We start from the raw sequence: 24,065 nt of genomic DNA on the forward strand, positions 1-24,065 counted from the left end.
TGTGCCGACCGCCGGATCACGCCTCGCGCATCATCACGTCCTTGATCCGGCGGAGGCGATCGGGATCGGCCTCGCTGCCGGTCCGGCCGACCAGTGTGGTCAAGGTGGTGATGACGGGTTCGCCGGTGTCGTCCGACACGATGTTCTTCGTCACGATGATGTCGCTGCCGGCCGTCTGCCGAAACGACTCGAGTGAGACGTCGACCGTCAACCGGTCGCCTGCGCGCATCGGGCGGTGGATCACCAGTTTCTGGTCCGTCTGGAGAATCTGGCTCAGGTCGAATCCGGTGATGATCTGTTCGAGCAGGTACTTCTGGGCAATGGCCCCGATGACCGAGACGAAGGTGAGCGGCGCGATCAGTGCCGAATGGCCGAGCGCGCGTGCGGCTTCCTCGTCGTAGTGCGCGGGATGGGTGTTCTGGACGGCGGTCGCGTACTCGCGAACCTTCTCCCGGCCCACCTCGTAGTAGTCGGGCATGCGGTAGCTGTAGCCCACCAGACGCTCGGCGCGTGAGGCGCGGTTGTCGGTGGGTTCGGCTGATCGGGTCACAGATCGAGTGTGCCGGAAGAACGGTTCCGGCGTCCGATATCGGACGTGGATGGACACAAGCGGCCTCGGATCGTTTCCATACGGAAACGATCCGAGGTCACTGGGTAGCAAGGTGCACCGCATGCGGTCCGGTGATCGCCTACAGTCGCGTCATGGCTACCGTCTGGACCGTCCCCGAAGACATCACCCGAGTGCTGCTGGCCGCACCGGGAATCCGCGATTTCCTCACGGACGACGAGGGGCGGGGCGTGGCGAGCGACCCCAAGGTGCGGCTCGCCGAGTTCACCGCGGTCGTCAACTCGCTGCAGGACAACGCCGGGCGCACCTTCACGTCGGTGCGCGACGCGTCCGGGGTGCTGTTCGACGGGCCCGCCGGCGGCGTCGTGGTCTCCGATGCGCTCCGGCTCGCCGTCATGCGGGTGATCACCGCCGAGCCCCGCGAGCGTAAGCCGTCGCCCAACCCGCTTCCGGCCCGCGTGGTCGAGAACCTGGGCGTGTACGTCTACGCGCTGCGGGACCCCCGTGACCGCTCGATCTTCTACGTCGGCGCGGGACGCGGCAATCAGGTCTACGCGCATGCATGGGATGCGTTGGGGGAGGCGGGCACGCTCGACTCCGAGAATGTCGGGGACGCGGATCGCGACGAGACCCGCACCGCCTGGACCCGCCGGATCCGCGACATCTATGCGGCCGGGCATTCGGTGGATCACCTCATTCTGCGACACCGGTTGGAGGCGGCCCACGACACCGTCGGCGCGGCACGGGAGGCGGCGCATCTGGTGACCGACGCACTGCGTCAGCTCGAGCACCGGCCGCAGCATCCGGTGTTGACGAACCTCGCCGGTGAACCGATGGACCTCGAGAAGCGGGCCATGTCCGTCGAGGAATTGGCCGTGCAGTACGCGGCTCTGCCCGCGCCGGAACTGCCGGTGCCGGGTGCTCTGGTGCGAGTTCCCGCCGCGGCCGGCGCGGGGTTGTCCGCCGACGATCTGTACGCGGCGGCCCGGGGGCCGTGGCGCGCCGGGTCGGCCGCCCGCAACATCGCCGATCTTCCGGTGATCGTGTTCGCGGACAACATCGTTCGGGCTGTCTACCGCGCCACCTCCTGGGAAGGTGTGGGTCCGACCACCGATCAGCTGTGGCGGTTCACCGGTTCTGTCGACGCCGAGCTCGAGGCGAAGTTCGTCGGAACCCGGGTCACTCCGGATCGCGCGGGACTCAAGGCATGGCCGACCCACGGCTGGGTGCAGCGACTCACGCTGGCCCGCCCGCACGGCCGCTGACGGCGCGCGACCACTGTCCGCGCGGTCTGTATGGTAGTTAGGTAAAGCTAACCAATTGCTGTTTGGATCGTCAGGAGCGTGTCGCAGTGGCCAGGAAGGCATCGACGTTGACAGTGGTGCGCACCGAGCGAATCGCGCCGCACATGGTTCGCGTCGTTCTGGGGGATCCGGGTTTCGAGTCCTTCGAATCTTCCGAGTTCACCGACTCGTACGTGAAGATCGAGTTCGGTCCCGCGGACGACCCGGTCCTGCGGACGTACACGGTCCGATCCGTCGACCCGGTCGCGCGCGAGCTGGCGATCGACTTCGTCGTTCATGGCGACGAGGGTGTCGCGGGGCCCTGGGCCGCGTCCGCGGCGCCGGGGGAGACGCTGACCGTCCGCGGTCCCGGCGGTGCCTATGCGCCCCGGCCGGATGCCGACTGGCATCTCATCGCAGGTGACGAATCGGCGCTGCCGGCCATCTCGACGGCCGTCGCTGCCCTCGCGCCCGACGCGGTGGCCAGGGTCTTCATCGAGGTCGCCGACGAGCGCGACGAGGTCGCGCTGGCAGCCGGTGACGACGTGGAGATCACGTGGATCCACCGCGGCGTCACGTCCGATATCGCGGGGGACGATGTGGCGGGCGAGAACTCGCCACTGGTGACGGCGGTCCGCGAGATGGCCTGGCTGCCCGGCGACGTGCACGTGTTCATCCATGGGGAGGCGCAGGCCGTGATGCACGGCCTGCGCCCCTACATCCGGAAGGAACGCGGCGTCCCGGCCGCCTCGGCATCGATCTCCGGGTACTGGCGTCGCGGGCGCACGGAAGAGGGGTTCCGCGTGTGGAAGTCCGAACTGGCGGCTGCCGAGTCGGTCTGAGGTCGCGGTCACCCCGCCTCGTCGACGACCTGGCGGGGTGACGTGGACTGGGTCCGATCGTGCTCCGGAGTATCCGTCGGGTTCGGGTCGGCGGCGCGGGTCAGGACCGTGAGCGCGGTCATCGCGATCACGCCCGACGCGAGGATCGCGATCGCCATCGGCACGGCGGAATCGCCGCCGCCGATTCCCACGAGCGGGGACATGAGCGCCGCCAGCCCGAACTGCCCGGCGCCCATCAGCGCCGAACCGGTTCCGGCCGCCTCGGGGACCCGTCCCTGCGCCAAGGCCGTCGCGTTGCCCATGATGAAGCCGATGCTCGAGACGACGCCGAACATCAAGGGCAGCACCAGCCACATGGGGCTGCCGCCGATCGTGGTCGCGAGGGTCAGCAGAAGTCCGGAGGCCACCAGCAGGCTGACGCCGAAGGCGAGGAGTTGTCGGGGGTCGAACCGGCCGATCAGCTTGGTGTTGACGATGCTGCCGACCATGATGCCCAGCGAGTTGACCGCGAACACGATGGAGAACTGCCCGGGCGTCAGGCCGAGAACGTCCTGCACCACGAACGGCGACGCCGAGATGTACGAGAACAGGGCGCCGAATCCGAACGCGAACGTCAGGGCATAGCCGACGTACACGCGGTTGGTGGCGACGTACCTGATGTTGTGCGCCAACGCGGCCAGTCCGCCGCCGTGCCGCCGCTCGACGGGCAGCGTCTCCGGGACGACGGTGAGCACACCGACGAGCATCAGGACGGAAGCGGCCGTGAGGACCCAGAAGATGCCGCGCCAGCCGATCGGCCCCAGCAGCGCGCCGCCCATGAGTGGCGCGACGACGGGCGCCACCCCGCCGATGATCATCATGAGACTGAACAGGCGCGCCGCCGAGTCGCCCCGGGCTCGGTCGGCAATCACGGCGCGGGCCAACACGATTCCTGCGCCGCCACTGAGACCCTGGAGCAGTCGGGCGGCGATCAGAACGCCGATGTTGGGCGCGATCGCGCACAGCAGACCGCTGATCGCGCACACGACGGTCGCGCCGATCAACAACTTGCGACGGCCGAGACCGTCGGACAGCGGCCCGATCAGCAACTGGCCGATGCCGAGCCCGGCCATGAAGGTGGTCAGCGTCAACTGAACGTTCGTTGGGGACGTGCCGAGGCTGTCGGCCATCGACGGCAGGCCGGGCAGGTACATGTCCGTCGACAGGGGAGCAGTTGCCGAGATCAGAGCTAGAACGCAAAGCAGCGGAACAGGAATAGCGCGATTCACGCGAGAACCCTACCGGCGCGGCCACTTGCGAATTCGCGAGGACGCCGCGACCGTTGTCGGTATGGATGTCGACCCGAACCCGCAGCTGTCGCCCGGGCTGCGCACGCATCTCGACGACTACGCGGAGTATCTGAGGCTCGAGCGGGGGCGTTCGGAGCACACCGTGCGCGCCTATCTCGCCGACGTCCGGAGCCTGCTCGAGTACGGGACCCGCGACCGGCCCGACGCGACACTGGCCGATCTCGATCTGCGGGTCCTGCGCGGCTGGCTCGGAGGGCAGGCCGCCGCCGGTGTCGCCCGCACCACCCTCGCCCGACGGACGTCGTCGGCGAAGGGGTTCACCGGGTGGGCGCAGCGGACCGGCCGGATGGAGGTCGACCCCGGGGTCCGGCTCGTCGCGCCGAAAGCGCACCGCACGCTCCCGCCGGTCCTGCGCCAGGAACAGGCGGCCGAGGCGATGGCCGCCGCGCAGTCCGGTGCCGACCAGGAGGACCCGATCGCGCTGCGGGACCGGCTGATCGTGGAACTGCTCTACTCGACAGGAATCCGCGTCGGCGAACTGTGCGGGCTCGACGTCGCCGACATCGACAGCAGTCGGCGCGTGCTGCAGGTGCTCGGCAAGGGCGACAAGGAACGCGTGGTTCCGTACGGCCTGCCCGCGGAGGATGCAATCGACGCGTGGCTGCGTGCGGGCCGACCCGAACTCGCGAACGCGCGATCCGGCGACGCCCTGCTGCTCGGGCGCCGCGGCGGACGTCTCGATCAGCGTCAGGCTCGCAGCGTCGTGCACGACGTGGTCCAGGCCGTGCCGGGCGCGCCCGACCTCGCGCCGCACGGGCTCCGGCACTCGGCGGCGACGCACCTGCTCGAGGGCGGAGCCGACCTGCGTGTGGTCCAGGAACTGCTGGGGCATTCGAGTCTGGCGACCACCCAGCTCTACACGCACGTCTCGGTGGCCCGACTGCGCGCCGTCCACGACCAGGCTCATCCCCGCGCCTGACCGGCGGCGGTCGGCAACAGCCGGATCGGCACCGCCCGAACCAGCGGCAGCGGGTCGAGGTACTCCCGGTCCCGCCTCAGCCCCCAGTGCAGGCACGCCGTCGCCGCGCACTCGGGATGCCCGGGTGCGACGGTGCCGAGGACGGTGCCGCGTTCCACCCGTCGGCCGGCGGTGACCGACGCGTCCACCGGCTCGTACGTGGTCCGCAGACCGCCCGGGTGATCGACCGAGACGACGGGCTTCCCGGCGACCGAACCGGCGAAGACCACCGTGCCGGGGCCGGCGGCGAGCACCGGTTGGCCCGGCGCCGCCGCCAGGTCGACGCCGCGGTGCCCGGGCAGCCAGTTCCGGTCGGGCTTGTCGAACGCCCGCGTCACCCTCGGTCGGGGGTGCAGCGGCCAATCGAACGCCGCGCGTGCCGCGTCGGCGGTGGGGGCCGGCTCGGCGGGAGGCGGCGCCGGTCGCGGTGCGGCGGCGACCGTGGGGGAGGCGACCGACGGGGAGACGCAGAAACAGAACAGTGCTGCCGTGATCACGATGCAGCAGGCGGCGCGGGGAAACCTCATGGAGCGACTCTGGCGCGCAATCCGTCACGTGCGGTGCCCATCCCTCGATCTGTGGATGGACGAATTCGTCATCCACAGATTTGCCGGCCGGACTCGCCACCTGCGGCTTCCTGATCCGCGATTCTCGGGTTAGGAACGGTGGCGGCGAGGCCGTACACTTGTCGAGCGGTCTGTGCACGCACAGTCCGACTTCGCGCGCCCGCGCATTATCCGGTCTTCGGCTGGTCCTGCATTCGTGCAGGTCCGACGATCGGGCGGGCGCCAGGGCAGAGGTCACCCGACCACTGCAGCAACCGGCAATGAAGGAAGAGGTACACAGCCATGGCTGTTGTGACCATGAGGCAGCTGCTCGACAGCGGCGCACACTTCGGGCACCAGACCCGCCGTTGGAACCCGAAGATGAAGCGGTTCATCTTCACCGACCGCAACGGCATCTACATCATTGACCTGCAGCAGACGCTGACGTACATCGACAAGGCGTACGAGTTCGTCAAGGAGACTGTCGCCCACGGCGGCACCGTCCTGTTCGTCGGTACCAAGAAGCAGGCTCAGGAGTCCATCGCGGGCGAGGCAACTCGCGTCGGGATGCCCTACGTCAACCAGCGTTGGCTCGGCGGCATGCTCACCAACTTCTCGACGGTCCACAAGCGCCTGCAGCGCCTGAAGGAGCTCGAGTCGATGGAGCAGACCGGCGGTTTCGAGGGTCGCACCAAGAAGGAAATCCTCATGCTCACGCGTGAGATGACCAAGCTCGACCGCACCCTCGGTGGCATCCGGGACATGGCCAAGGTTCCGTCGGCCATCTGGGTCGTCGACACCAACAAGGAGCACATCGCCGTCGGCGAGGCGCGCAAGCTGAACATCCCGGTCATCGCGATCCTGGATACCAACTGCGACCCCGACGTCGTCGACTACCCGATCCCGGGCAACGACGATGCGATTCGCAGCGCCGCCCTGCTGACCAAGGTCGTCGCTTCGGCGGTGGCCGAGGGCGTGCAGGCCCGTGCCGGTCTGAGCGCCGACAAGGACGCCAAGCCGGAGGCCGGCGCCGGCGAGCCCCTCGCCGAGTGGGAGCAGGAGCTCCTCTCGCAGGCTGCTCCGGCCGCCGACGTGATCACGGAGGGTGGCCCCGAGTCCCCGCGTGAGGCTGTCGCCGAGGCCGATTCCAAGCTCGCCGAGGCTCCCGCGGACGTCGCGGACGCCGAGAAGCAGGCCTAGTTGATTCGGCCCCGACCGTAATCCCGGTCGGGGCCGTTTCACTCAGCTGCTTTTGCCTGGCACCGCTGAGTCAGGCATCCGAAACTCATCCGAGGAGGATTGCCCCCGATGGCGAACTACACCGCCGCTGACGTCAAGCGGCTCCGCGAGCTCACCGGCTCCGGAATGATGGACTGCAAGAACGCGCTCGCTGAGACGGACGGCGACTTCGACAAGGCTGTCGAGCTGCTCCGCATCAAGGGTGCCAAGGACGTGGGCAAGCGCGCCGAGCGCACCACGGCCGAGGGCCTGGTCGCGGCCAAGGACGGCGTCATGATCGAGATCAACGCCGAGACCGACTTCGTCGCCAAGAACGCCGAGTTCCAGGAGCTGGCCGACAAGGTCGTCGCCGTGGCTGCCGCCGGCAAGCCGGCCGACCTGGAGGCCCTCAAGGCCCTCGCGGTCGACGGCAAGACCGTCGACGCCCTGGTCCAGGAGCTCTCCGCCAAGATCGGCGAGAAGCTCGAGCTGCGTCGTGTCGTCTCCTTCGACGGCCCGGTCGCGACCTACCTGCACAAGCGCGCCTCCGATCTGCCCCCGGGCGTCGGCGTGCTCGTCGAGTACACCGGTGAGGGCGATGCTGCCGCTGAGGCCGCTCGCGCCGCCGCGATGCAGGTCGCTGCGCTCAAGGCCAAGTACGTCACTCGCGACGAGGTCCCCGCGGACATCGTCGAGGCCGAGCGTCGTATCGCCGAGCAGACGGCCAAGGAGGAGGGCAAGCCCGAGGCTGCGCTCCCCAAGATCGTCGAGGGTCGCGTCAACGGCTACTACAAGGACGTCGTCCTGACCGAGCAGTCCTCGGTCACCGACTCCAAGAAGACCGTCAAGGCCATCCTGGACGAGGCCGGCGTCACGATCACCCGCTTCGCGCGGTTCGAGGTCGGCGCCAGCTAGTCGCACTTCCACACATCGGCCCCGCCGGCCGGGTGGGTGCAGTCGTCGATCCGGTTCATCCGGATCGTCGGTCCGCCCATTCGGTCCGTGCGGGGCCGACGTGTGCGGTGGGTGGGGTCAGCGCTGGTGATCCCGGGCCGATGAGGCAGGATGGTAGAGCCTGTTCCGGAGGATCTGCCGGACGGGTCCTCGACGTCTGGCCCGGCCCGTTCGTGGCCCGCTCGCCGAAGAACCGCAATACTTCTAGAACCGCACAACCTGCAGAACCGAGGGAGAGTTATGACCGCACCGGCCGACGAACGTCCAGGATTCCGACGTGTGCTCCTCAAGCTCGGCGGTGAAATGTTCGGTGGCGGCAAGGTCGGGCTCGATCCGGACGTCGTGACGACGGTCGCCGAGCAGATCGCCGAGGTGGTGCGCTCGGGTGTTCAGGTCGCGGTGGTCATCGGTGGCGGCAACTTCTTCCGTGGCGCCGAGTTGCAGCAGCGAGGTCTCGACCGCGCGCGCTCGGACTACATGGGCATGCTCGGTACCGTGATGAACTGCCTTGCGCTGCAGGACTTCCTGGAGAAGCAGGGCATCGATACCCGCGTGCAGACCGCCATCACGATGGGGCAGGTCGCCGAGCCGTATCTTCCGCTGCGGGCCCGCCGCCACCTGGAGAAGGGGCGCGTGGTGATCTTCGGTGCCGGCATGGGCATGCCGTACTTCTCGACCGACACGACGGCAGCGCAGCGCGCCCTCGAGATCGGCGCCGAGGTGGTGCTCATGGCGAAGGCCGTCGACGGCGTGTACTCCGCCGATCCGCGCCTCGACCCGGACGCGACGATGTACTCCGAGGTCACCCACCGCGAGGTGATCGAGAAGGGTCTCAAGGTCGCCGATGCGACCGCTTTCAGCCTCTGCATGGACAACCAGATGCCGATGATGGTCTTCAACCTGTTGACGCGGGGAAATATCGCGCGCGCGGTGTCCGGTGAGAAGATCGGAACGTTGGTCAAGTCATGATGTCGTGCAGCACGATCAAGATGCGGGACGTATTCGAGCGTCACACGAACGAGACGGAGGAACAGCCGTGATTGATGAAGCTCTCTTCGAGGCCGAGGAGAAGATGGAGAAGGCCATCACGGTTGCGAAGGACGACCTCGGCTCCATCCGGACCGGTCGAGCCAACCCGGGCATGTTCAACCGGATCGTCATCGAGTACTACGGTTCCATGACGCCGATCACGCAGCTCGCGAGCATCAACGTGCCCGAAGCGCGGATGGTCATCATCAAGCCCTACGAGGCGTCGCAGCTCGGACCGATCGAGAACGCCATCCGCAACTCCGACCTGGGCGTCAACCCCAGCAACGACGGCAGCATCATTCGCATCTCGGTCCCGCAGCTCACCGAGGAGCGTCGTCGCGAGTTCGTGAAGCAGGCGAAGGGCAAGGGCGAGGACGCCAAGGTCTCGATCCGCAACGTCCGCCGCAAGACGATGGACGAGCTGTCGCGCATCCAGAAGGACGGCGAAGCCGGCGAGGACGAGGTCGGTCGCGCCGAGAAGGAGCTCGACAAGACCACCGCGCGCTACGTCAGCCAGATCGACGACCTGGTGAAGCACAAGGAAGCAGAATTGATGGAGGTTTAGCCGTGGGGAAAGCTGACGGCGCCTCCGCGGCGACCGCCGCCCCGGCCTCCAAAGCTGGACGCAACCTGCCTGCCGCGATCGCCGTCGGCGGCGGCATCGGCGTTGCGTTGATCTTGATCCTGACCTTCGCACCGCTGGTGTGGATCGGTGTTGTTGCCGTGGCGATGGCGATCGCCACGTGGGAGGTCGCCAAGCGACTGGCCGAGGCCGACATCCGCGTCCCGGTGATTCCCCTGCTGCTCGGCGGTCAGGCCGTCATCTGGCTCAGCTGGCCGTACGGGACCGAGGGGGTGCTCGGTGCGTTCGCCGGCACGGTGCTGGTGTGCATGGTGTGGCGCCTGTTCGACCACGGCCTCAAGGCCACGCCGCGCAACTTCCTGCGGGACACCGCGATCACGGTCTTCGTTGCCGCGTGGATTCCGCTGCTGGCGTCCTTCGCGACGCTGATGGTGCTGCAGGACGACGGCGCAGGCCGGGTGCTCTGCCTCATGATCATCGTGGTGTGCTCCGACGTGGGCGGCTACGTCGCGGGCGTGTTCTTCGGCAAGCATCCGATGGTGCCGGCGATCAGCCCCAAGAAGTCCTGGGAGGGCTTCGCCGGGTCGCTCGTTTTCTGCGTCATCGGTGGCGTCCTCACCGTGACGTTCATCCTGGACGCGAACCCGTTCATCGGCGCCCTCCTGGGCGTTGCGCTGGTGTTCACCGCGACGCTCGGTGACCTGATCGAATCCCAGGTCAAGCGCGAACTGGGAATCAAGGACATGGGCACCCTGCTGCCCGGGCACGGCGGCATCATGGATCGTCTCGATTCGTTGCTGCCGTCCGCTTTCGTCACCTGGCTCGTTCTCACCGTCCTGGTGTGAGCCGCGCCGACCGCAGCCGGGGGAGCGCTCGGGGAACGATCCCGAGCCCCAACATCTGGCACTGGCCCGACATCTACGAGGTCGAGAACCGTGCCCAGGACGTCGACGGCGTCGTGTTCGGCGTACTCGCCGAGGTCGCGGACTGGCGCGACCGCGACGTCCTCGACCTCGGCTGCGGTGCAGGTTTCCACCTGCCCCTGTTCGCGGAGGCGGCCCGGTCGGTGGTAGGTGTCGAGCCGCATCCGCCGCTGGTGGCGGCAGCGCGCCGCCGCACCGCCGGACACGCCGCGGTCAGTGTTGTCGAAGGATCCGCGGACGCGCTTCCGCTGCCCGACGACAGCGTCGATGTCGTGCACGCGCGCACCGCATACTTCTTCGGTCCCGGATGCGGTCCGGGCATTCTCGAGGCGATGCGGGTGCTCCGTCCCGGCGGGGTGCTCGCGATCGTCGATCTCGATGCGACCGTCGCCCCGTACGGCGGGTGGATGCGCGCGGACCTTCCGCATTACGACCCGGTGGCCGTCGAGGCCTTCTTCGACGCACAGGGTTTCGCGATGCGTCGGGTGCGGACCCGATGGGAGTTCGAGGGCAGGGACGCGTTGCGTGCGGTGCTGGGCATCGAGTTCACCGCGCGGACCGCGGCCCGTGCGTTCGCCGAAACGCCGGGCCTGGGACTGGAAGTCGGCTACCGCATCCACACGAGGGCGGTGTCGAGCGGTCTCATCCTTCCGTCTGGTTAGTGTTACTCGGAGTATTGACACTGGCGCTGCCGTCGTGTGAGCTGGGCCTCATGTTCTCAGCGCGACGGACTCGTTGGACAGCAGGGGTTCTCGGCGTGTGCCTCGCGGCAGCGACCGCCGGGGTGGCCGGGGCGGCCCCCGCGCCCGCGGACTTCTATCAGGTCGCGGCGCCGCTCCCGGCCGGCGATCCCGGTGTCGTGCTGCGCACCGATCCGTACGCGCCGCTGCTGTCGATTCCGAACCAGGCGGGGCCGTGGCCGTCCGGTGCGAATCGGATCATGTACCGCACCACGGATGCTCACGGCGACGCCACCGCCGCGACCGCCACGTACTTCGACGCGAGCCTGCCGTGGGTGGGTGCGGGTGCGCGACCGCTCGTGGTCCTCGCGCCCGGGACGCAAGGGCAGGGCGACCAGTGTGCGCCGTCGAAGCTCTTCGCCGAGGCGATCCATTACAGCCCGCCGCTCGATTTCGCGGTCGAGTACGAACTGCTGCAGGTGCACGCGCTGCTCTCCCGGGGCATCGACGTCGTCGTTGCCGACTATCAGGGCCTCGGTACCGAGGGCATGCACAGCTACGTCGACCGTCGCGCCGAGGCACACGCCGTGCTCGATGCGGCCCGCGCGGTGAAAGCGTTGCCGGGCAACCGGATCGGCGCGGACAGCCCGATCGGACTGTGGGGGTACTCGCAGGGCGGGGGAGCGGCGGCGGCCGCGGCCGAACTGCAGGCCGCGTACGCGCCCGAACTGAACATCAGCGGAACCTACGCCGGCGGCCCCCCGGCCGATCTGCGGGCCGTCGCGGCCGCACTCGACGGCGGCCTCGCGGCCGGTCTTCTCGGCTACGCCGTCAACAACATCTACGCCGGCTACCCGGAGACCCGCGCCGAGATCGACGGTGCCCTGAGTCCGGCCGGGCGGCAGGCGCTGGACGACATCGCGAACCAGTGTGTCCCCGAGACGATCGCGCGGTACGGCATGCACCGGACGTCGGAGTGGACGCGGGACGGACGATCGGTCGCGGAACTGATCGACGCGCTGCCGACGGTGCGCGCGGTGGTGGACGAGCAGCGCATCGGCCGCGCGGTTCCGACCGCGCCGGTCCTGATCGTGCAGGGGCGCAACGACGACGTGATCCCGTACCCGCAGGCGCAGCAGCTCGCCACGGACTGGTGTGGAGCCGGTGCCACCGTCGAGTTCTCGACAGCCGAGTTTCCGCCGATCGCACCGGGGTTCATCGTCGGGCACGGCCTGCCGATGGTCTCGGGGCTGCCGCAGGCGCTCGACTGGATGACCGACCGGCTCACCGGGGCGCCGACCAAGTCCACCTGCACCGCCTGACGGTCAGTCGAGGCCGAACACGTCGGCGAGGTGGGTGATCTTCTTGGCCTTGGCGAGTCGGGGCAGGTCGCTGCCGTCCCGTACCCGCTCGCCGTCGGAACCGAGGTCGGAGATCACGTCGTGGGCCCAGGTGATGTCGTGCGGGCTCGGGCTCAGCGCGCGGTTGACAGCCGACGCCTGATCCGGGTGCAGACACAGTTTGCCGGTGAGCCCGAGCGACACCGTCGCCTCGCAGTCCCGTTGCAGGATGGTCTCGTTCGCGGACACGGTGGGGCCGTCGATCGGGCCCCCGGCCAGTCGTGCGGCCCGGCTCGCGATCACCAGCCGTGAGCGCGGGTAGGCCATCGCCGTGACGTCGTCGCTCATCCCGGTGTCCCGGCGGAAGTCGCCGCTGCCGAACGCGAGCCGGAACGTGCCGTCCGCGCGGGCGATCTCGGGTGCCGCCTCGAGCCCGACCGCGGATTCGATCAGTGCCAGGACCGGGGTGTCCGGCAGCAGTTCGCTGGTCGCATCGACCTGTCCGCCGCTCTCCGTCTTGGCGAGCATCACACCGTGCAGGCCCGGGAGCCCGGTGAGGGCCCGCAGGTCCTGCTCCCAGTACGGGGTGGTGGCGTCGTTGATTCGCACCCACGCTTCGCCGCGACCGGACAGCCACGCGGTGACGGCGTCGCGCGCCTCGGGCTTGCGGTCGGGGGTGACGGCGTCCTCGAGGTCGAGGATGATCGCGTCGACGTGTTCGGGACGAGTGAAGCCGTCCGGTTTCGTGGCCGCGGTCAGGAGCCAGGAGCGGGCGAGGTCGGGGCGGACGGTGTGTCGCTCGGATTGCTGCGTGCGGGTCGTCACGGATCGACTCCTCGGGTGAAAGACCGTGCTCCTGTCATGGCTCCCATCGTGCCCCCGAAGCGTCGCTGCAGCTACTCCGGCGACGTGTGGTCGGTCACGGCACCCGCGCGCTTCGCGACCCGGCGTATCTGGATGATCCGCACGCCGCCCGCGAGCGCCATGATCAACGCGCCCGCGATGGCGGCCAGCAGCAGGCTGATGCCCGCCGGAAGCGTGAACTGCCATCCGAACAGCTGGAACGTCACGGAATCGAGGTTCTGCAGGATGAAGATCAGCAGCAGGATCGCGACGACGATGCCGATGACCAGTCCGGTCCAGGTGGAGGCGGCCCGGGTACGCGCGATCCTGGCGGCGTCGTGGGTCGGGGCCGGCGCGGCGGCCTCGTGCCGGCCCTTCGCTGACGGTGTGGCGGCCGGCTCGTCGTGGACCGTCTCGTGAGCCCTGCCGGGGTCCTCGCTCGGTACATCGGTCATGTGTCGATCATCACCCACAGTATGGCGTTGCGCACGCGCATCGGACGTGGAGACCGGGTAATGGGAGAATGGGCGACACTATGACTGCCACTCCTGTTCCTCTCGTCTTCAATGCGCCGCGCCGCGGGATGCCGCCGCGACACCTCGCCGACCTCGACGCCGACGAGCGCAAGGCGGCGGTCAAGGAGTTGGGTCTTCCCGGTTTCCGTGCCGACCAGCTGGCCCGTCAGTACTACGGCCGACTCGAGGCCGACTCGGAGAAGATGACCGACCTGCCCGCGGGAATGCGCGAGAAGGTGGGCGCGGCGCTGTTCCCGCAGCTGCTGACGGCCGTCAAGCACGTCGCGTGCGATGCCGGGCAGACCCGCAAGACGCTGTGGAAGGCGAACGACGGCACGCTGCTCGAGAGCGTGCTCATGCGCTACCCGGACCGGGCGACGCTGTGCATCTCCAGCCAGGCGGGCTGCGGCATGGCCTGCCCGTTCTGCGCGACGGGGCAGGGCGGCCTGCAGCGGAATCTGTCCACCGCCGAGATCGTCGACCAGGTGCGCGCCGCCGCGGCGGCCTTGCGGGACGGCGACGTCGAGGGTGGTCCGGGTCGCCTGTCGAACATCGTGTTCATGGGTATGGGGGAGCCGCTGGCCAACTACAAGCGTGTGGTGGCCGCGGTCCGTCGGATCACGTCGCCCGCACCGGACGGCCTGGGCATCTCGCAGCGCTCCGTCACCGTCTCGACGGTCGGGCTGGCCCCGGCGATCCGCAAGCTCGCCGACGAGGACATGTCGGTGCGTCTCGCGGTCTCGCTGCACACGCCCGACGACGAGCTGCGCGACACCCTCGTGCCGGTCAACAACCGCTGGCCGGTGGCCGAGGTCCTCGATGCGGCGCGCTACTACGCCGACAAGTCGGGCCGGCGGGTGTCGATCGAGTACGCACTGATCCGGGACGTCAACGATCAGCCGTGGCGCGCGGACATGCTCGGCAAGAAGCTGCACAAGGCGCTCGGCCCGCTGGTGCACGTCAACCTGATCCCGCTCAATCCGACGCCCGGCAGCGAGTGGGATGCCAGCCCCAAGCCGGTGGAGCGGGAGTTCGTCCGCCGCGTGCAGGCGCAGGGCGTCTCCTGCACCGTCCGCGACACGCGCGGTCAGGAGATCGCCGCCGCGTGCGGTCAGCTGGCCGCCGAGAACTAGGCCGTTCGACGAAGAAGGACCCCGCACCGAGAGTGCGGGGTCCTTCTTCGTTGTCTTCGGTGCTGCGGCGGCGTCGCCTACCGCGGCTTGCGGCGCACGACCATGTCGCGAACGAGGACGAAGACGATCGCACCGGCGAAGCCGATGAGGAAGAGGTCCTCGACCTTGCCGCTGTGGTTACCGATCATCATCAGCAGCAGGAACGCGGCGAAGAACCAGCCGGCGAAACGGAACGTTCGCGGAGCCTCGCCACTCCAGCCCCATGCGGCCGAGGGCACCTCGGCGGTGTCGACGTGCGCGGCGACGACGGGGTCGTTGGAAGTGGGGTCCAACTGGGTACCGGCCACGGCTCGATCCTCCTGATCATACGAATGCGCTATCGCCGCATATCGTGACATACGACCGTGCGTCGTACGAAGTGGGGTCCCGACCGTGTTGCCGCGGCCGAGATCAATCCTGTGTGATTCTCTCAGCATCCGTCAGGAACAATGGATCCGTGGCTGACACCCAACCGACTCGCGTCCTGCTGCTGGGCAGCACCGGTTCCATCGGCACCCAGGCCCTCGAGGTCATCGCCGCCAACCCCGACAAGTTCCAGGTGGTCGGGCTCGCGGCGGGTGGCGGGAACATCGACCTGCTCGCCCGCCAGATCCGCGAGACCGGCGTGAGCCGGGTGGCGGTCGCCGATCCCGCCGCGGCGGCCCGGCTGGACCTGCCCGGTGTGCTGTCGGGTCCCGACGCGGTCACCGAACTGGTGAAGGGGACCGAGGCCGACGTCGTGCTCAACGCGCTCGTCGGGTCGCTCGGCCTCGAACCGACCCTGGCGGCACTCGCGTCCGGCGCGCGTCTGGCGCTGGCCAACAAGGAGTCCCTCGTCGCGGGTGGTCCACTGGTCACCGCGGCCGCCGCACCCGGCCAGATCGTTCCGGTCGATTCCGAGCACTCCGCGCTCGCGCAGTGCCTGCGTGGCGGCCGCGCCGAGGAAGTGGACCGGCTGATCCTCACGGCGTCGGGTGGACCCTTCCGCGGGTGGACGGCCGCGGCGCTCGAGGACGTCACACCCGAGCAGGCCGGCGCGCACCCGACGTGGTCGATGGGCCCGATGAACACCCTCAACTCGGCGTCGCTCGTGAACAAGGGGCTCGAGCTGATCGAGACGCACCTGCTGTTCGGCATCGACTACGACCGCATCGACGTCACGGTGCACCCCCAGTCGATCGTGCATTCGATGGTGACGTTCACCGACGGCTCGACCCTCGCGCAGGCCAGCCCGCCCGACATGAAACTGCCCATCGCGTTGGCCCTCGGCTGGCCGGACCGGGTGCCGGGTGCGGCCGCGGCATGCGACTTCTCCACCGCGTCGACGTGGACGTTCGAACCCGTGGATTCGGTGGTGTTCCCGGCGATCGACCTGGCGCGCCACGCCGGCAAGGCCGGTGGCTGCATGACGGCCGTCTACAACGCGGCGAACGAGATCGCGGCCGAGGCGTTCCTCGACGGCACGCTCCGGTTCCCCCGAATCGTGCGGACGGTCGAGCGGGTTCTCGCGGCCGGCGGCGAATGGGCCGCGCCTCCCGCTACGGTTGACGACGTGCTCGCCGCCGACGGGTGGGCCCGTGCACGGGCACGCGAGCTCGTGAAGCAGGAGGGCTAGAACCGCATGGTCTTCGCATTCGGTGTGGTGCTGTTCGCCCTCGGTATCGGCGCGTCCATCGCGCTGCACGAGGCCGGGCACATGTGGACCGCCAAGGCCCTCGGCATGAAGGTCCGGCGCTACTACATCGGCTTCGGCCCCAAGATCTTCTCGTTCCGCCGCGGCGAGACCGAGTACGGCCTCAAGGCGATCCCCGCGGGCGGGTTCTGCGACATCGCCGGCATGACGGCGGTCGACGAACTTGCGCCCGACGAGGTCGACCGCGCGATGTACAAGCAGAAGGCGTGGAAGCGGATCGTCGTGATGTCCGGCGGCATCGCGATGAACTTCCTGCTCGGACTCGTGCTGGTGTTCATCCTCGCGGTCGGCTGGGGCCTGCCGAATTCGGAGGACCGCGCGGTCGTCGAGGGCACCGTGTGCGTGTCGCCGACGCAGAGTGCCGGCCCGGACTTCGCGCTCGCGGAGTGCTCGGGAGTCGGTCCCGCCGAGGCGGCCGGTATCCGTGCCGGTGACCTGATCACCGCGGTCAACGGTGAACCCACCCCGACCTTCGGTGACCTCGTGAAGAAGACGCAGCCGTTGACCGGGACGGCGGACTTCACCGTCGAACGCGACGGGCAGACGCTCGTCATCCCGGTCCAGGTGCAGCAGGCACAGCGGTACGTCAACAACCCGGACTCCACCGAGCAGAACCCGCAGCCCCCGGTCTCGCAGGACGTCGGAGCGATCGGCATCCAGGCGCCCCCGGGCGTCGTGCAGTACTCGGCGCTCGCGGCCGTTCCCGCGTCGTTCGCCTACACCGGTGACATCTTCGTGCAGACCGCGCACGCGCTGACCCAGATGCCGGCGAAGGTCGTGGATCTGTGGACGGCGGTGACCGGTGGCGAGCGAGCGCTCGACACCCCGATCAGCGTCGTCGGCGCCTCGGTCATCGGCGGACAGGTCGCCGAGCGTGGTTTGTGGGAGGTCTTCGTCGGGCTGCTCGCCACGCTGAACTTCTTCCTCGGCATCTTCAACCTGCTGCCGCTGTTGCCGCTCGACGGCGGGCACATCGCCGTGACGATCTACGAGCGCGTCCGGAACTTCTTCCGGAACCTGCGCGGCAAGCCGGACGGCGGGCCGGTCGACTACATGAAGCTGATGCCGATCACATACGTGGTGGTGGTGATCGGCGGCGCCTACATGCTGCTCACCCTGACCGCCGACATCGTCAACCCGATCCAGTTGTTCCCGTGATCTCGGCGCTCGCTTCGAGCCGGACCGTGGAAACTCCCGAACGATAGACTTGCCCCGTACCAACGAAAGAAGGCGAAACGTGACCAGCCCCGTCGGTTTGGGCATGCCCGATATTCCTGCGGTCCTCGCACCGCGACGCAAGACCCGTCAGCTGATGGTCGGCAACGTCGGCGTCGGCAGCGACTACCCGGTCTCGGTGCAGTCGATGTGCACCACCAAGACCCACGATGTCAACGCGACCCTGCAGCAGATCGCAGAGCTTACGGCGTCGGGCTGCGACATCGTTCGCGTCGCGTGCCCGCGGCAGGAGGACGCCGACGCGCTCGCGACGATCGCGAAGAAGAGCCAGATCCCGGTGATCGCGGACATCCACTTCCAGCCGCGCTACATCTTCGCCGCGATCGACGCCGGCTGCGCCGCGGTCCGCGTCAACCCCGGCAACATCAAGGAATTCGACGGCCGCGTCAAGGAGGTCGCGAAGGCGGCCGGTGACGCCGGTATCCCCATCCGGATCGGCGTCAACGCCGGCTCGCTGGACCCGCGTCTGATGCAGAAGTACGGCAAGGCCACCCCGGAGGCGCTCGTCGAGTCGGCGCTGTGGGAGGCGGGCCTGTTCGAGGAGCACGGCTTCGGCGACATCAAGATCTCGGTCAAGCACAACGACCCGGTCGTCATGGTCGAGGCGTACCGCCAGCTAGCGGCGCAGTGCGACTACCCGCTGCATCTCGGTGTGACGGAGGCGGGTCCGGCGTTCCAGGGGACCATCAAGTCGGCCGTCGCCTTCGGCGCCCTGCTGTCCGAGGGCATCGGCGACACCATCCGGGTGTCGCTGTCCGCGCCGCCGGCCGAGGAGATCAAGGTCGGCGGGCAGATCCTGCAGTCGCTGAACCTGCGGCCCCGCAAGCTGGAGATCGTCTCGTGCCCGTCGTGTGGTCGCGCGCAGGTGGACGTGTACACGCTCGCCAACGAGGTGACCGCCGGGCTCGAGGGCATGGAGGTCCCGCTGCGGGTCGCGGTGATGGGTTGCGTCGTCAACGGCCCGGGCGAGGCCCGCGAGGCCGATCTCGGTGTCGCGTCCGGCAACGGCAAGGGCCAGATCTTCGTCAAGGGCAAGGTCATCAAGACTGTCCCCGAGGCCCAGATCGTGGAGACCCTCATCGAAGAGGCGATGCGAATCGCGGAGGAGATGGAAGGCGGCGAGACGAGCGGCGCGCCGGTGGTCACCGTGAGCTGAAATCCGCCCACCTCGACGCACCTTCATGGCAATGTGGTCCCCAGATCCGGCACTGACAGCCCGACGCTGACAGACATCACGCCGAGCGGTCTCACAGAGACGTGTGACGAAGGGGGTGCGTCAGTGCTCAAGCTCCTCGGGGCGAGGCAACTGGGCGGTCGGGACACCGCCGAGGTGCTGCGTGTGCTCGAATCGGACCCCGTCGCGGCATGCATGGTCGCGGCCAGGGTGCAGCATTCGGGGCTCGACCCCCGTGCACTGCAGGGTGAGATGTGGAGCCGCGGGGGCCCGGCGGAGTCGCTGTGTTTCGCGGGCGCGAATCTGGTTCCGCTGCTGGGGGAGCTGGACGACCTCCGGTCGTTCGCCGACCGGGCCAGTCGGTTTCCGCGGATGTGTTCGTCGCTGGTCGGACGGGCCGAGTTGGCGCTTCCGCTGTGGGAGTTGCTGGAATCCGACTGGGGCCCGCCGCGCGAGCTGCGATCCGAGCAGCCGCTGCTCGCACTCCGCGACGAGCCGCTTGTGCGCCCCGATCCGCTGGTGCGGCAGGTGCGGATGGACGAGATCGAGTCGTATCTGCCCGCCGCGGTCTCGATGTTCATCGAGGAGGTCGGGATCGATCCGCGGGCCAGCGACGGCGGGCGGAGCTACCGACGTCGGGTCGCGAACCTGATCGCCTCGGGGCGGGCCTGGGCCCGGTTCGAGGACGGGGAAGTGGTCTACAAGGCGGAGGTCGGGTCGATGTCGGCCACCGTCGGCCAGATCCAGGGTGTGTGGGTCGATCCCGCGCGGCGCGGCGAGGGCCTGGGAGCGACCGGCACCGCGGCCGTCGCCGGTGCGGTCACCGCGCGGGGACGCATCGCGAGCCTGTACGTCAACAGCTACAACGAGCGCGCACGCCGAACGTACGCGACGGTCGGGTTCACACAGGTCGCCACCTTCGCGACGGTGCTGCTCGACTGATCGTTCGCCGGCTACGCGTACACGACGGCTCTCGTGACCTGCATCGTCTTTCGGTCGAGGTAGCAGAACAGCACCGCGTGCGCGCCGTCGACGGTGCACGTCGCCGTGACGGCGTCGCCCGCGGCAATGAGCTTCGTGACGTCCGCGACGGCTCGGCCACCGAGAAGATCGAGTGCGGTCCGGTCGCCGCGCTGCGCGGATTCGACCAGTCGGCGAACCGCCTGCTTCCCCCTCTCGCCGACGCTGCGCACCGCGAGTCCGAACGCGAGCGAGCCACCGAGGCCCTGCAGGCGGAGCATGCGCGCGCTCATCGCCGCCGCGACACCGAGTTTCGCGCGGTCGATGCCCGCGACCTGAGCGAACATCGGCGCGACCTCCCAGTGCGCCGCGATCCGGCGGATGCGCGGCGCGCCGTCGTCGAGTGTCGTCTCGTACAGCAGGTGCATCGGGGCCTTCGCGACGACCCCGCCGCCGAGTCGGGTTTCGATCGTGACGTCGCGGACGACGTCCAGTCCGCTGACGATGTCGACGTTCTCGACGTGGAACCGGATGTCGTTGGGCGCGATGAACGTGTCCCAGAAACGGGCGAGGGGCTCGCCGCCGCGGACATGGCTGCGGCGGTCGTAGAGACCACCGAGGACAGGGCGTCCGCCCACCGGGTCCTCGACGACGTGGCGGTCGGCGAACAGCCCCAGCCAGGCCTTCTTGTCGTGCACGGCGACGGCGGCGGGGGACTGCCGCGCCAACTCGAGCAGGTCCTCTGGGGTTGCCGTTCGCGTGATCGTGGTGGGCCCGGCCGGTGTCGCTGACATGGTCGCGAGTATCGCACAGAGGGTGGAACGTGTTCCAGAAAACGGGGACACGTCCGGACGCGGGCTTCGGGTCCTACGGGAGCAGGCCCAGCCGCCGTGCCGCGACGACGGCCTCGCGCCGCGAGTGCGCATCGAGCTTGCTCATGGCGCTGCGCAGGTAGCTTTTCACGGTCTCGGCCTTGACTGAAAGGCGCTCGGCGATAACGGCATTCGAGCAGCCGAGAGCGGCGTGACTGAGGACGTCGACTTCGCGCGGTGACAGAGTGACGGCGAGGGCGCCGCGATCGGGTTCCGGGGTCGATCCCACGCCGGCGAGTCGGCTCGACAGGTGGCGCAGCCGTTCCTGCAGCGCGGGGTCGTCGACGGTGTGCGCGAGGCTGCGGAGTTCGGCGTGGACGTCCCGGATCTCCTCGGTGTCGGCGCCGTTCGGGGCGGTGCGCTCGGCGGCCGCCGCGTCGAGCAGTTGGACCCGCCGGTCCACCTCGTCGCGGATCGCGATCTCGTTCGCGAGGCGGCGACCGGCCTGCATCATGACGTCGGCGATGCGGTCACCCAGTTGTACACGCTCGCGGATCGCGGCGTACATGACTGCGCGGGAGTTCCCGCGAACGACCACCGGCACCGCCAGTACCGAGCAGAGTCCCTCCGCGAGGACCGGGCCGTCGTAGTGGTGGGTGATGGTGCGGGCCCGCCCGTAGTCGTGCACCGCCGCGGGGTTGCGGCGCGCGACGACGTGTCCGCCCAGGCCGGATCTCTCGGAGACGGCCAGGCCGCGCAGGCCGTCGGTGTGGGTGCCGACGAACTCGCCGAGGTGCAGGGTGCCGTCGTAGACCTCCCCGCCGAACACGACCGGAACGATGCCGGTCGCGGCCACTTTTCGTAGTTCGGTGCGCAGTGCGTCGCGGTCACGCGGACGCAGCAGGGCCGTGGTGTGGGTGGGCACCCTCATCACCCCTTTCCGGGGGTAGCCGGTCGATGCTGTGACACGGATCATAGGTGGCACGACGGCCCCGCGGCGACGGGGCCCCGACGACGAGGAGTGACGATGACCGTCGACCCGACCACCCGCCTTCGCGAGCTCGCGGACCGGTACGACACCCCGCAGGCCTGTGCCGCGGAGTTGCTGTGCGATCGGCACCCGGCCGATGCGGTCGCGTTCACCGTCGTCGAGAGTGACCTGTCGTCGACCGATCTAACGTACGGGTGGCTGCGGGAGCAGTCCACCCGCTTCGCGGCCGCGCTGGCGGACCTGGGCGTCGAGCCGGGGGACTGCGTCGCGACCTTGATGGGCAAGTCGGCGGACCTCGTGGTGGCGCTGCTCGGGATCTGGCGTCGCGGCGCGGTCCACGTCCCGCTGTTCACTGCGTTCGCAACGCCGGCGATCGCGTTCCGGCTCGAGGCGAGTGGTGCCCGTGTCGTGATCGCCGATGCCAACCAGCTCGACAAGCTGGCGCCGGGCGAGGACATGCCGGCCGACGCAGCGTGGCGCGTCGTCGTGGCCGGTGGTGCCGCATCCGGCGCGCTGTCGTTCGATGCCCTGGTGCAGGGGCATGCGGCGGACGACCCGCGCGGCGCCGCGGTCACCATGGGCGGCGATGCCCCGATGGTCCGGCTGTTCACCAGCGGCACCACCGGCACCCCGAAGGGTGTCCCGGTGCCGATCCGCGCGCTCGCGTCGTTCCAGTCTTACATGGAGTTCGGACTCGACGTCCGCGAGGACGACGTGTTCTGGAACGCCGCGGATCCGGGCTGGGCGTACGGGCTGTACTACGCGCTGCTCGGTCCGATGGCGGCCGGCGTCCGCAGCATTCTGCTGCACGCCGGGTTCTCGGCGCCGCTCACGTGGCAGGTGATGGAGCGGTTCGGCGTCACCAACTTCGCGGCCGCGCCCACCGTCTACCGCAGCCTGCGCGCCGACGAGACCCCGGTGCCGGAGTCGGTGACGCTGCGCCGCGCCTCCTCGGCGGGCGAGCCGCTCACCCCCGACGTCATCGCCTGGTCGCAGGCCGAGCTCGGCGTCACCGTCCGCGACCACTACGGGCAGACCGAGCACGGCATGTTCATCATCAACGCGTGGGCCGACGGCCTGCGCGAGGACGTCGTCGCCGGGTCGATGGGTCGCCCGCTGCCCGGGTGGAGTTGCGCGGTCCTCTCCGACGACGCCGACGAGATCGCCCCGCCGAACACCCCCGGCCGCGTGGTGATCGACACCACCGCCAGCCCGCTCATGTGGTTCACCGGTTACAGCGACGCCCCCGAGAAGACCGCGGCCCGCTTCACGCCCGACGGCCGCTGGTACATCACCGGCGACGCGGGGCAGGTCGACGAGCAGGGCCGGTTCTTCTTCTCCTCGCGCGACGACGACGTGATCATCATGGCCGGCTACCGCATCGGCCCGTTCGACGTCGAGAGTGTGCTGGTGATGCACGACGACGTCGTCGAGGCCGCGGTCGTCGGGATGCCGGACCAGCTGCGCGGCGAGGTGCTCGAGGCGTTCGTGGTGCTGCGCTCCGCCGTCGAGGGCACCGACGAGCTGGAGAAGGACCTGCAGCAGCTGGTGAAGAAGAAGTTCGCCGCCCACGCCTACCCGCGGACCGTGCACTTCGTCCCGCAGCTGCCCAAGACTCCCAGCGGCAAGGTTCAGCGGTACATCCTGCGCCAGGGTCAGTGACGTTCGGCCTGAGCGCCCATTCCTTGTCTCTTTCCGCGGAAGCCCGCGAGATCAGGGGAGGAGTGGGCGCTCAGGCTCGTCGGTACAGCAGGGTCTCGAATCGCGGATCGGCATGCGCTGCTGCGAGCCTCTCGGGATCTCGGGCGACGACGAGGGTGTGCATGTCGTCGATTCCGGTGGCGGCACACCACGAGCGATCTGTCGGCCACCAGAAGTTCGGTGTGCGCTGTCGGACAGCGCCCGTCGCGGCAGGCCTGGTGGCCCGCACCACCTGATACGACAGCCCGGTCGGGTCCTCCCGTACCCGGGCGCACTCGCGGATCGGCTGGTCGAGGAACCCGTTCCACCCGTCCCAGAACAGGCCGTGAGCCGCGTCGTCGAGGTGGGCATAGACCGCGTCGAACAGTCCGTCGACGGTCGCGCACGGATCGTCGAATCCACTGAGGTCCTGGAAGGCCATGCCGGGCTCGAGGGGCACATTCCGCGCCTCGGCGATCTCGGCCCAGGTGACCGGTTGCGCCTTCCCGTCCGGGCCCCGGTGAGCGGGGTGCAGGATCCGCAGGACATAGGGGAATCGATCGGCCGGCCACCCGCTCGCCGGCCCGGCATCCGGGTAGCGGTAGGGAGCGAGCCACGTCGCGGCGTCGGGTGACGAATCGCCGACCCATCCGAGGGAACCGGACATGAAGTGATTGTGCGACATCGGCCTGAGCGCCCATTCCTTGCCGGCGTCCG

The 24,065-nt window shown here is 69.2% G+C and carries 25 protein-coding genes; 16 read left to right on the forward strand and 9 right to left on the reverse strand.

The genetic code is table 11. The features are described from left to right. Nucleotides 1-16 precede the first annotated feature (16 nt). On the reverse strand, nt 17-550 hold the full coding sequence (gene hadA / locus DEU38_RS07275; protein WP_114719544.1) for a (3R)-hydroxyacyl-ACP dehydratase subunit HadA: 534 nt from the start codon (nt 548-550) through the stop codon (nt 17-19). Between the two features lie 152 nt (nt 551-702). Between hadA and DEU38_RS07280 the strand changes: the two genes are divergently transcribed. Both DEU38_RS07280 and DEU38_RS07285 read left to right on the forward strand, forming a co-directional pair. Further along, nucleotides 703-1,833, forward strand: a complete 1,131-nt coding sequence (locus DEU38_RS07280) for a GIY-YIG nuclease family protein (RefSeq protein ID WP_114719546.1) — start codon at nt 703-705, stop codon at nt 1,831-1,833. 86 nt (nt 1,834-1,919) lie between these two features. After that, nucleotides 1,920-2,693 carry a siderophore-interacting protein gene (locus tag DEU38_RS07285; protein WP_114719548.1) on the forward strand — a complete coding sequence of 258 codons (774 nt, stop codon included), beginning with the start codon at nt 1,920-1,922 and terminating at the stop codon, nt 2,691-2,693. Nucleotides 2,694-2,701: 8 nt separating this feature from the next. Here the strand turns inward: DEU38_RS07285 and DEU38_RS07290 are convergent, their stop codons facing one another. After that, a complete protein-coding gene (locus DEU38_RS07290; protein WP_114719992.1) occupies nt 2,702-3,937 on the reverse strand; it encodes a multidrug effflux MFS transporter in 1,236 nt (411 codons plus the stop codon). Nucleotides 3,938-4,022: 85 nt separating this feature from the next. On the opposite strand from DEU38_RS07290, the gene DEU38_RS07295 reads away from it, so the two are divergent. After that, nucleotides 4,023-4,961, forward strand: a complete 939-nt coding sequence (locus tag DEU38_RS07295; RefSeq protein WP_114719550.1) for a tyrosine recombinase XerC — start codon at nt 4,023-4,025, stop codon at nt 4,959-4,961. Here DEU38_RS07295 and DEU38_RS07300 read toward each other — a convergent pair. Then, nucleotides 4,946-5,527 carry a M23 family metallopeptidase gene (locus DEU38_RS07300; RefSeq protein WP_114719552.1) on the reverse strand — a complete coding sequence of 194 codons (582 nt, stop codon included), beginning with the start codon at nt 5,525-5,527 and terminating at the stop codon, nt 4,946-4,948. The two genes, DEU38_RS07295 and DEU38_RS07300, sit on opposite strands and share 16 nt — an antisense overlap. Before the next feature lie 321 nt (nt 5,528-5,848). Here DEU38_RS07300 and rpsB point away from each other — a divergent pair, with 321 nt between their 5' ends. The 7 genes from rpsB (at nt 5,849) to DEU38_RS07335 (ending at nt 12,254) form a co-directional block, all read left to right on the forward strand. Next, complete coding sequence (gene rpsB / locus DEU38_RS07305; RefSeq protein WP_114719554.1) at nt 5,849-6,745, forward strand: 30S ribosomal protein S2; 897 nt, start codon at nt 5,849-5,851, stop codon at nt 6,743-6,745. Nucleotides 6,746-6,853: 108 nt separating this feature from the next. Further along, on the forward strand, nt 6,854-7,678 hold the full coding sequence (gene tsf / locus DEU38_RS07310) for a translation elongation factor Ts (RefSeq protein ID WP_114719556.1): 825 nt from the start codon (nt 6,854-6,856) through the stop codon (nt 7,676-7,678). A 279-nt stretch (nt 7,679-7,957) separates the two neighbouring features. Continuing rightward, on the forward strand, nt 7,958-8,686 hold the full coding sequence (gene pyrH, locus DEU38_RS07315; protein ID WP_114719558.1) for a UMP kinase: 729 nt from the start codon (nt 7,958-7,960) through the stop codon (nt 8,684-8,686). 67 nt (nt 8,687-8,753) lie between these two features. Next, nucleotides 8,754-9,311 (forward strand): ribosome recycling factor, encoded by a 558-nt coding sequence (gene frr, locus DEU38_RS07320; RefSeq protein WP_114719560.1) that lies wholly within the window; start codon nt 8,754-8,756, stop codon nt 9,309-9,311. A 2-nt stretch (nt 9,312-9,313) separates the two neighbouring features. After that, complete coding sequence (locus tag DEU38_RS07325) at nt 9,314-10,174, forward strand: phosphatidate cytidylyltransferase (RefSeq protein ID WP_114719562.1); 861 nt, start codon at nt 9,314-9,316, stop codon at nt 10,172-10,174. Next, nucleotides 10,171-10,914, forward strand: coding sequence for a class I SAM-dependent methyltransferase (locus DEU38_RS07330; RefSeq protein ID WP_114719564.1), 744 nt, complete (start codon nt 10,171-10,173; stop codon nt 10,912-10,914). Before DEU38_RS07325 ends, DEU38_RS07330 begins: the two co-directional genes overlap by 4 nt. 95 nt (nt 10,915-11,009) lie before the next feature. Continuing rightward, nucleotides 11,010-12,254: a lipase family protein gene (locus DEU38_RS07335; protein WP_258557691.1), complete on the forward strand. Its 1,245-nt coding sequence runs from the start codon at nt 11,010-11,012 to the stop codon at nt 12,252-12,254. A 3-nt stretch (nt 12,255-12,257) separates the two neighbouring features. Here DEU38_RS07335 and DEU38_RS07340 read toward each other — a convergent pair whose 3' ends face one another. Then, nucleotides 12,258-13,097 carry a CoA ester lyase gene (locus DEU38_RS07340; RefSeq protein ID WP_114719566.1) on the reverse strand — a complete coding sequence of 280 codons (840 nt, stop codon included), beginning with the start codon at nt 13,095-13,097 and terminating at the stop codon, nt 12,258-12,260. A 71-nt stretch (nt 13,098-13,168) separates the two neighbouring features. Next, entirely contained in the window at nt 13,169-13,570 is a 402-nt protein-coding gene (locus tag DEU38_RS07345) for a lipopolysaccharide assembly LapA domain-containing protein (RefSeq protein ID WP_114719568.1), read from the reverse strand. Nucleotides 13,571-13,650: 80 nt separating this feature from the next. Between DEU38_RS07345 and rlmN the strand changes: the two genes are divergently transcribed. After that, entirely contained in the window at nt 13,651-14,763 is a 1,113-nt protein-coding gene (gene rlmN / locus DEU38_RS07350; protein ID WP_114719996.1) for a 23S rRNA (adenine(2503)-C(2))-methyltransferase RlmN, read from the forward strand. Nucleotides 14,764-14,840: 77 nt separating this feature from the next. On the opposite strand, the gene DEU38_RS07355 is transcribed toward rlmN, so the two are convergent. Beyond that, the gene (locus DEU38_RS07355) at nt 14,841-15,110 is read right to left on the reverse strand and encodes a DUF2631 domain-containing protein (RefSeq protein WP_114719570.1); all 270 of its coding nucleotides are present in this window, start codon (nt 15,108-15,110) and stop codon (nt 14,841-14,843) included. A 149-nt stretch (nt 15,111-15,259) separates the two neighbouring features. Between DEU38_RS07355 and dxr the strand changes: the two genes are divergently transcribed. The 4 genes from dxr (at nt 15,260) to DEU38_RS07375 (ending at nt 19,847) form a co-directional block, all read left to right on the forward strand. Beyond that, entirely contained in the window at nt 15,260-16,417 is a 1,158-nt protein-coding gene (dxr, locus tag DEU38_RS07360) for a 1-deoxy-D-xylulose-5-phosphate reductoisomerase (RefSeq protein ID WP_114719572.1), read from the forward strand. A 6-nt stretch (nt 16,418-16,423) separates the two neighbouring features. Beyond that, entirely contained in the window at nt 16,424-17,653 is a 1,230-nt protein-coding gene (locus DEU38_RS07365; protein WP_114719574.1) for an RIP metalloprotease, read from the forward strand. A 79-nt stretch (nt 17,654-17,732) separates the two neighbouring features. Then, entirely contained in the window at nt 17,733-18,887 is a 1,155-nt protein-coding gene (gene ispG / locus DEU38_RS07370; RefSeq protein WP_114719576.1) for a flavodoxin-dependent (E)-4-hydroxy-3-methylbut-2-enyl-diphosphate synthase, read from the forward strand. A gap of 123 nt (nt 18,888-19,010) precedes the next feature. Further along, a complete protein-coding gene (locus DEU38_RS07375) occupies nt 19,011-19,847 on the forward strand; it encodes a GNAT family N-acetyltransferase (RefSeq protein WP_114719578.1) in 837 nt (278 codons plus the stop codon). An 11-nt stretch (nt 19,848-19,858) separates the two neighbouring features. On the opposite strand, the gene DEU38_RS07380 is transcribed toward DEU38_RS07375, so the two are convergent. Then, nucleotides 19,859-20,659 carry a nuclear transport factor 2 family protein gene (locus DEU38_RS07380; protein WP_114719580.1) on the reverse strand — a complete coding sequence of 267 codons (801 nt, stop codon included), beginning with the start codon at nt 20,657-20,659 and terminating at the stop codon, nt 19,859-19,861. A gap of 73 nt (nt 20,660-20,732) precedes the next feature. Continuing rightward, nucleotides 20,733-21,608: a helix-turn-helix transcriptional regulator gene (locus DEU38_RS07385; protein ID WP_114719581.1), complete on the reverse strand. Its 876-nt coding sequence runs from the start codon at nt 21,606-21,608 to the stop codon at nt 20,733-20,735. A gap of 96 nt (nt 21,609-21,704) precedes the next feature. Between DEU38_RS07385 and DEU38_RS07390 the strand changes: the two genes are divergently transcribed. Further along, entirely contained in the window at nt 21,705-23,330 is a 1,626-nt protein-coding gene (locus DEU38_RS07390) for an AMP-binding protein (RefSeq protein ID WP_114719998.1), read from the forward strand. Between the two features lie 70 nt (nt 23,331-23,400). On the opposite strand, the gene DEU38_RS07395 is transcribed toward DEU38_RS07390, so the two are convergent. Further along, nucleotides 23,401-24,015: a hypothetical protein gene (locus tag DEU38_RS07395; protein WP_147283478.1), complete on the reverse strand. Its 615-nt coding sequence runs from the start codon at nt 24,013-24,015 to the stop codon at nt 23,401-23,403. Nucleotides 24,016-24,065: the final 50 nt, after the last annotated feature.

It is taken from the genome of Rhodococcus sp. AG1013, from assembly GCF_003350365.1.
Classification (GTDB): Bacteria; Actinomycetota; Actinomycetes; order Mycobacteriales; family Mycobacteriaceae; genus Prescottella.

What these genes read in the sequence shown, in the direction of transcription:
- DEU38_RS07280 (WP_114719546.1), top strand. Translation starts at nt 703, where the DNA reads ATGGCTACCGTCTGGACCGTCCCCGAAGACATCACCCGAGTGCTGCTG.
- DEU38_RS07295 (WP_114719550.1), top strand. Translation starts at nt 4,023, where the DNA reads ATGGATGTCGACCCGAACCCGCAGCTGTCGCCCGGGCTGCGCACGCAT.
- DEU38_RS07300 (WP_114719552.1), bottom strand. Translation starts at nt 5,527, where the DNA reads ATGAGGTTTCCCCGCGCCGCCTGCTGCATCGTGATCACGGCAGCACTG.
- rpsB (WP_114719554.1), top strand. Translation starts at nt 5,849, where the DNA reads ATGGCTGTTGTGACCATGAGGCAGCTGCTCGACAGCGGCGCACACTTC.
- tsf (WP_114719556.1), top strand. Translation starts at nt 6,854, where the DNA reads ATGGCGAACTACACCGCCGCTGACGTCAAGCGGCTCCGCGAGCTCACC.
- pyrH (WP_114719558.1), top strand. Translation starts at nt 7,958, where the DNA reads ATGACCGCACCGGCCGACGAACGTCCAGGATTCCGACGTGTGCTCCTC.
- DEU38_RS07345 (WP_114719568.1), bottom strand. Translation starts at nt 13,570, where the DNA reads ATGACCGATGTACCGAGCGAGGACCCCGGCAGGGCTCACGAGACGGTC.
- rlmN (WP_114719996.1), top strand. Translation starts at nt 13,651, where the DNA reads ATGACTGCCACTCCTGTTCCTCTCGTCTTCAATGCGCCGCGCCGCGGG.
- DEU38_RS07365 (WP_114719574.1), top strand. Translation starts at nt 16,424, where the DNA reads ATGGTCTTCGCATTCGGTGTGGTGCTGTTCGCCCTCGGTATCGGCGCG.
- DEU38_RS07380 (WP_114719580.1), bottom strand. Translation starts at nt 20,659, where the DNA reads ATGTCAGCGACACCGGCCGGGCCCACCACGATCACGCGAACGGCAACC.
- DEU38_RS07385 (WP_114719581.1), bottom strand. Translation starts at nt 21,608, where the DNA reads ATGAGGGTGCCCACCCACACCACGGCCCTGCTGCGTCCGCGTGACCGC.
- DEU38_RS07390 (WP_114719998.1), top strand. Translation starts at nt 21,705, where the DNA reads ATGACCGTCGACCCGACCACCCGCCTTCGCGAGCTCGCGGACCGGTAC.
- DEU38_RS07395 (WP_147283478.1), bottom strand. Translation starts at nt 24,015, where the DNA reads ATGTCCGGTTCCCTCGGATGGGTCGGCGATTCGTCACCCGACGCCGCG.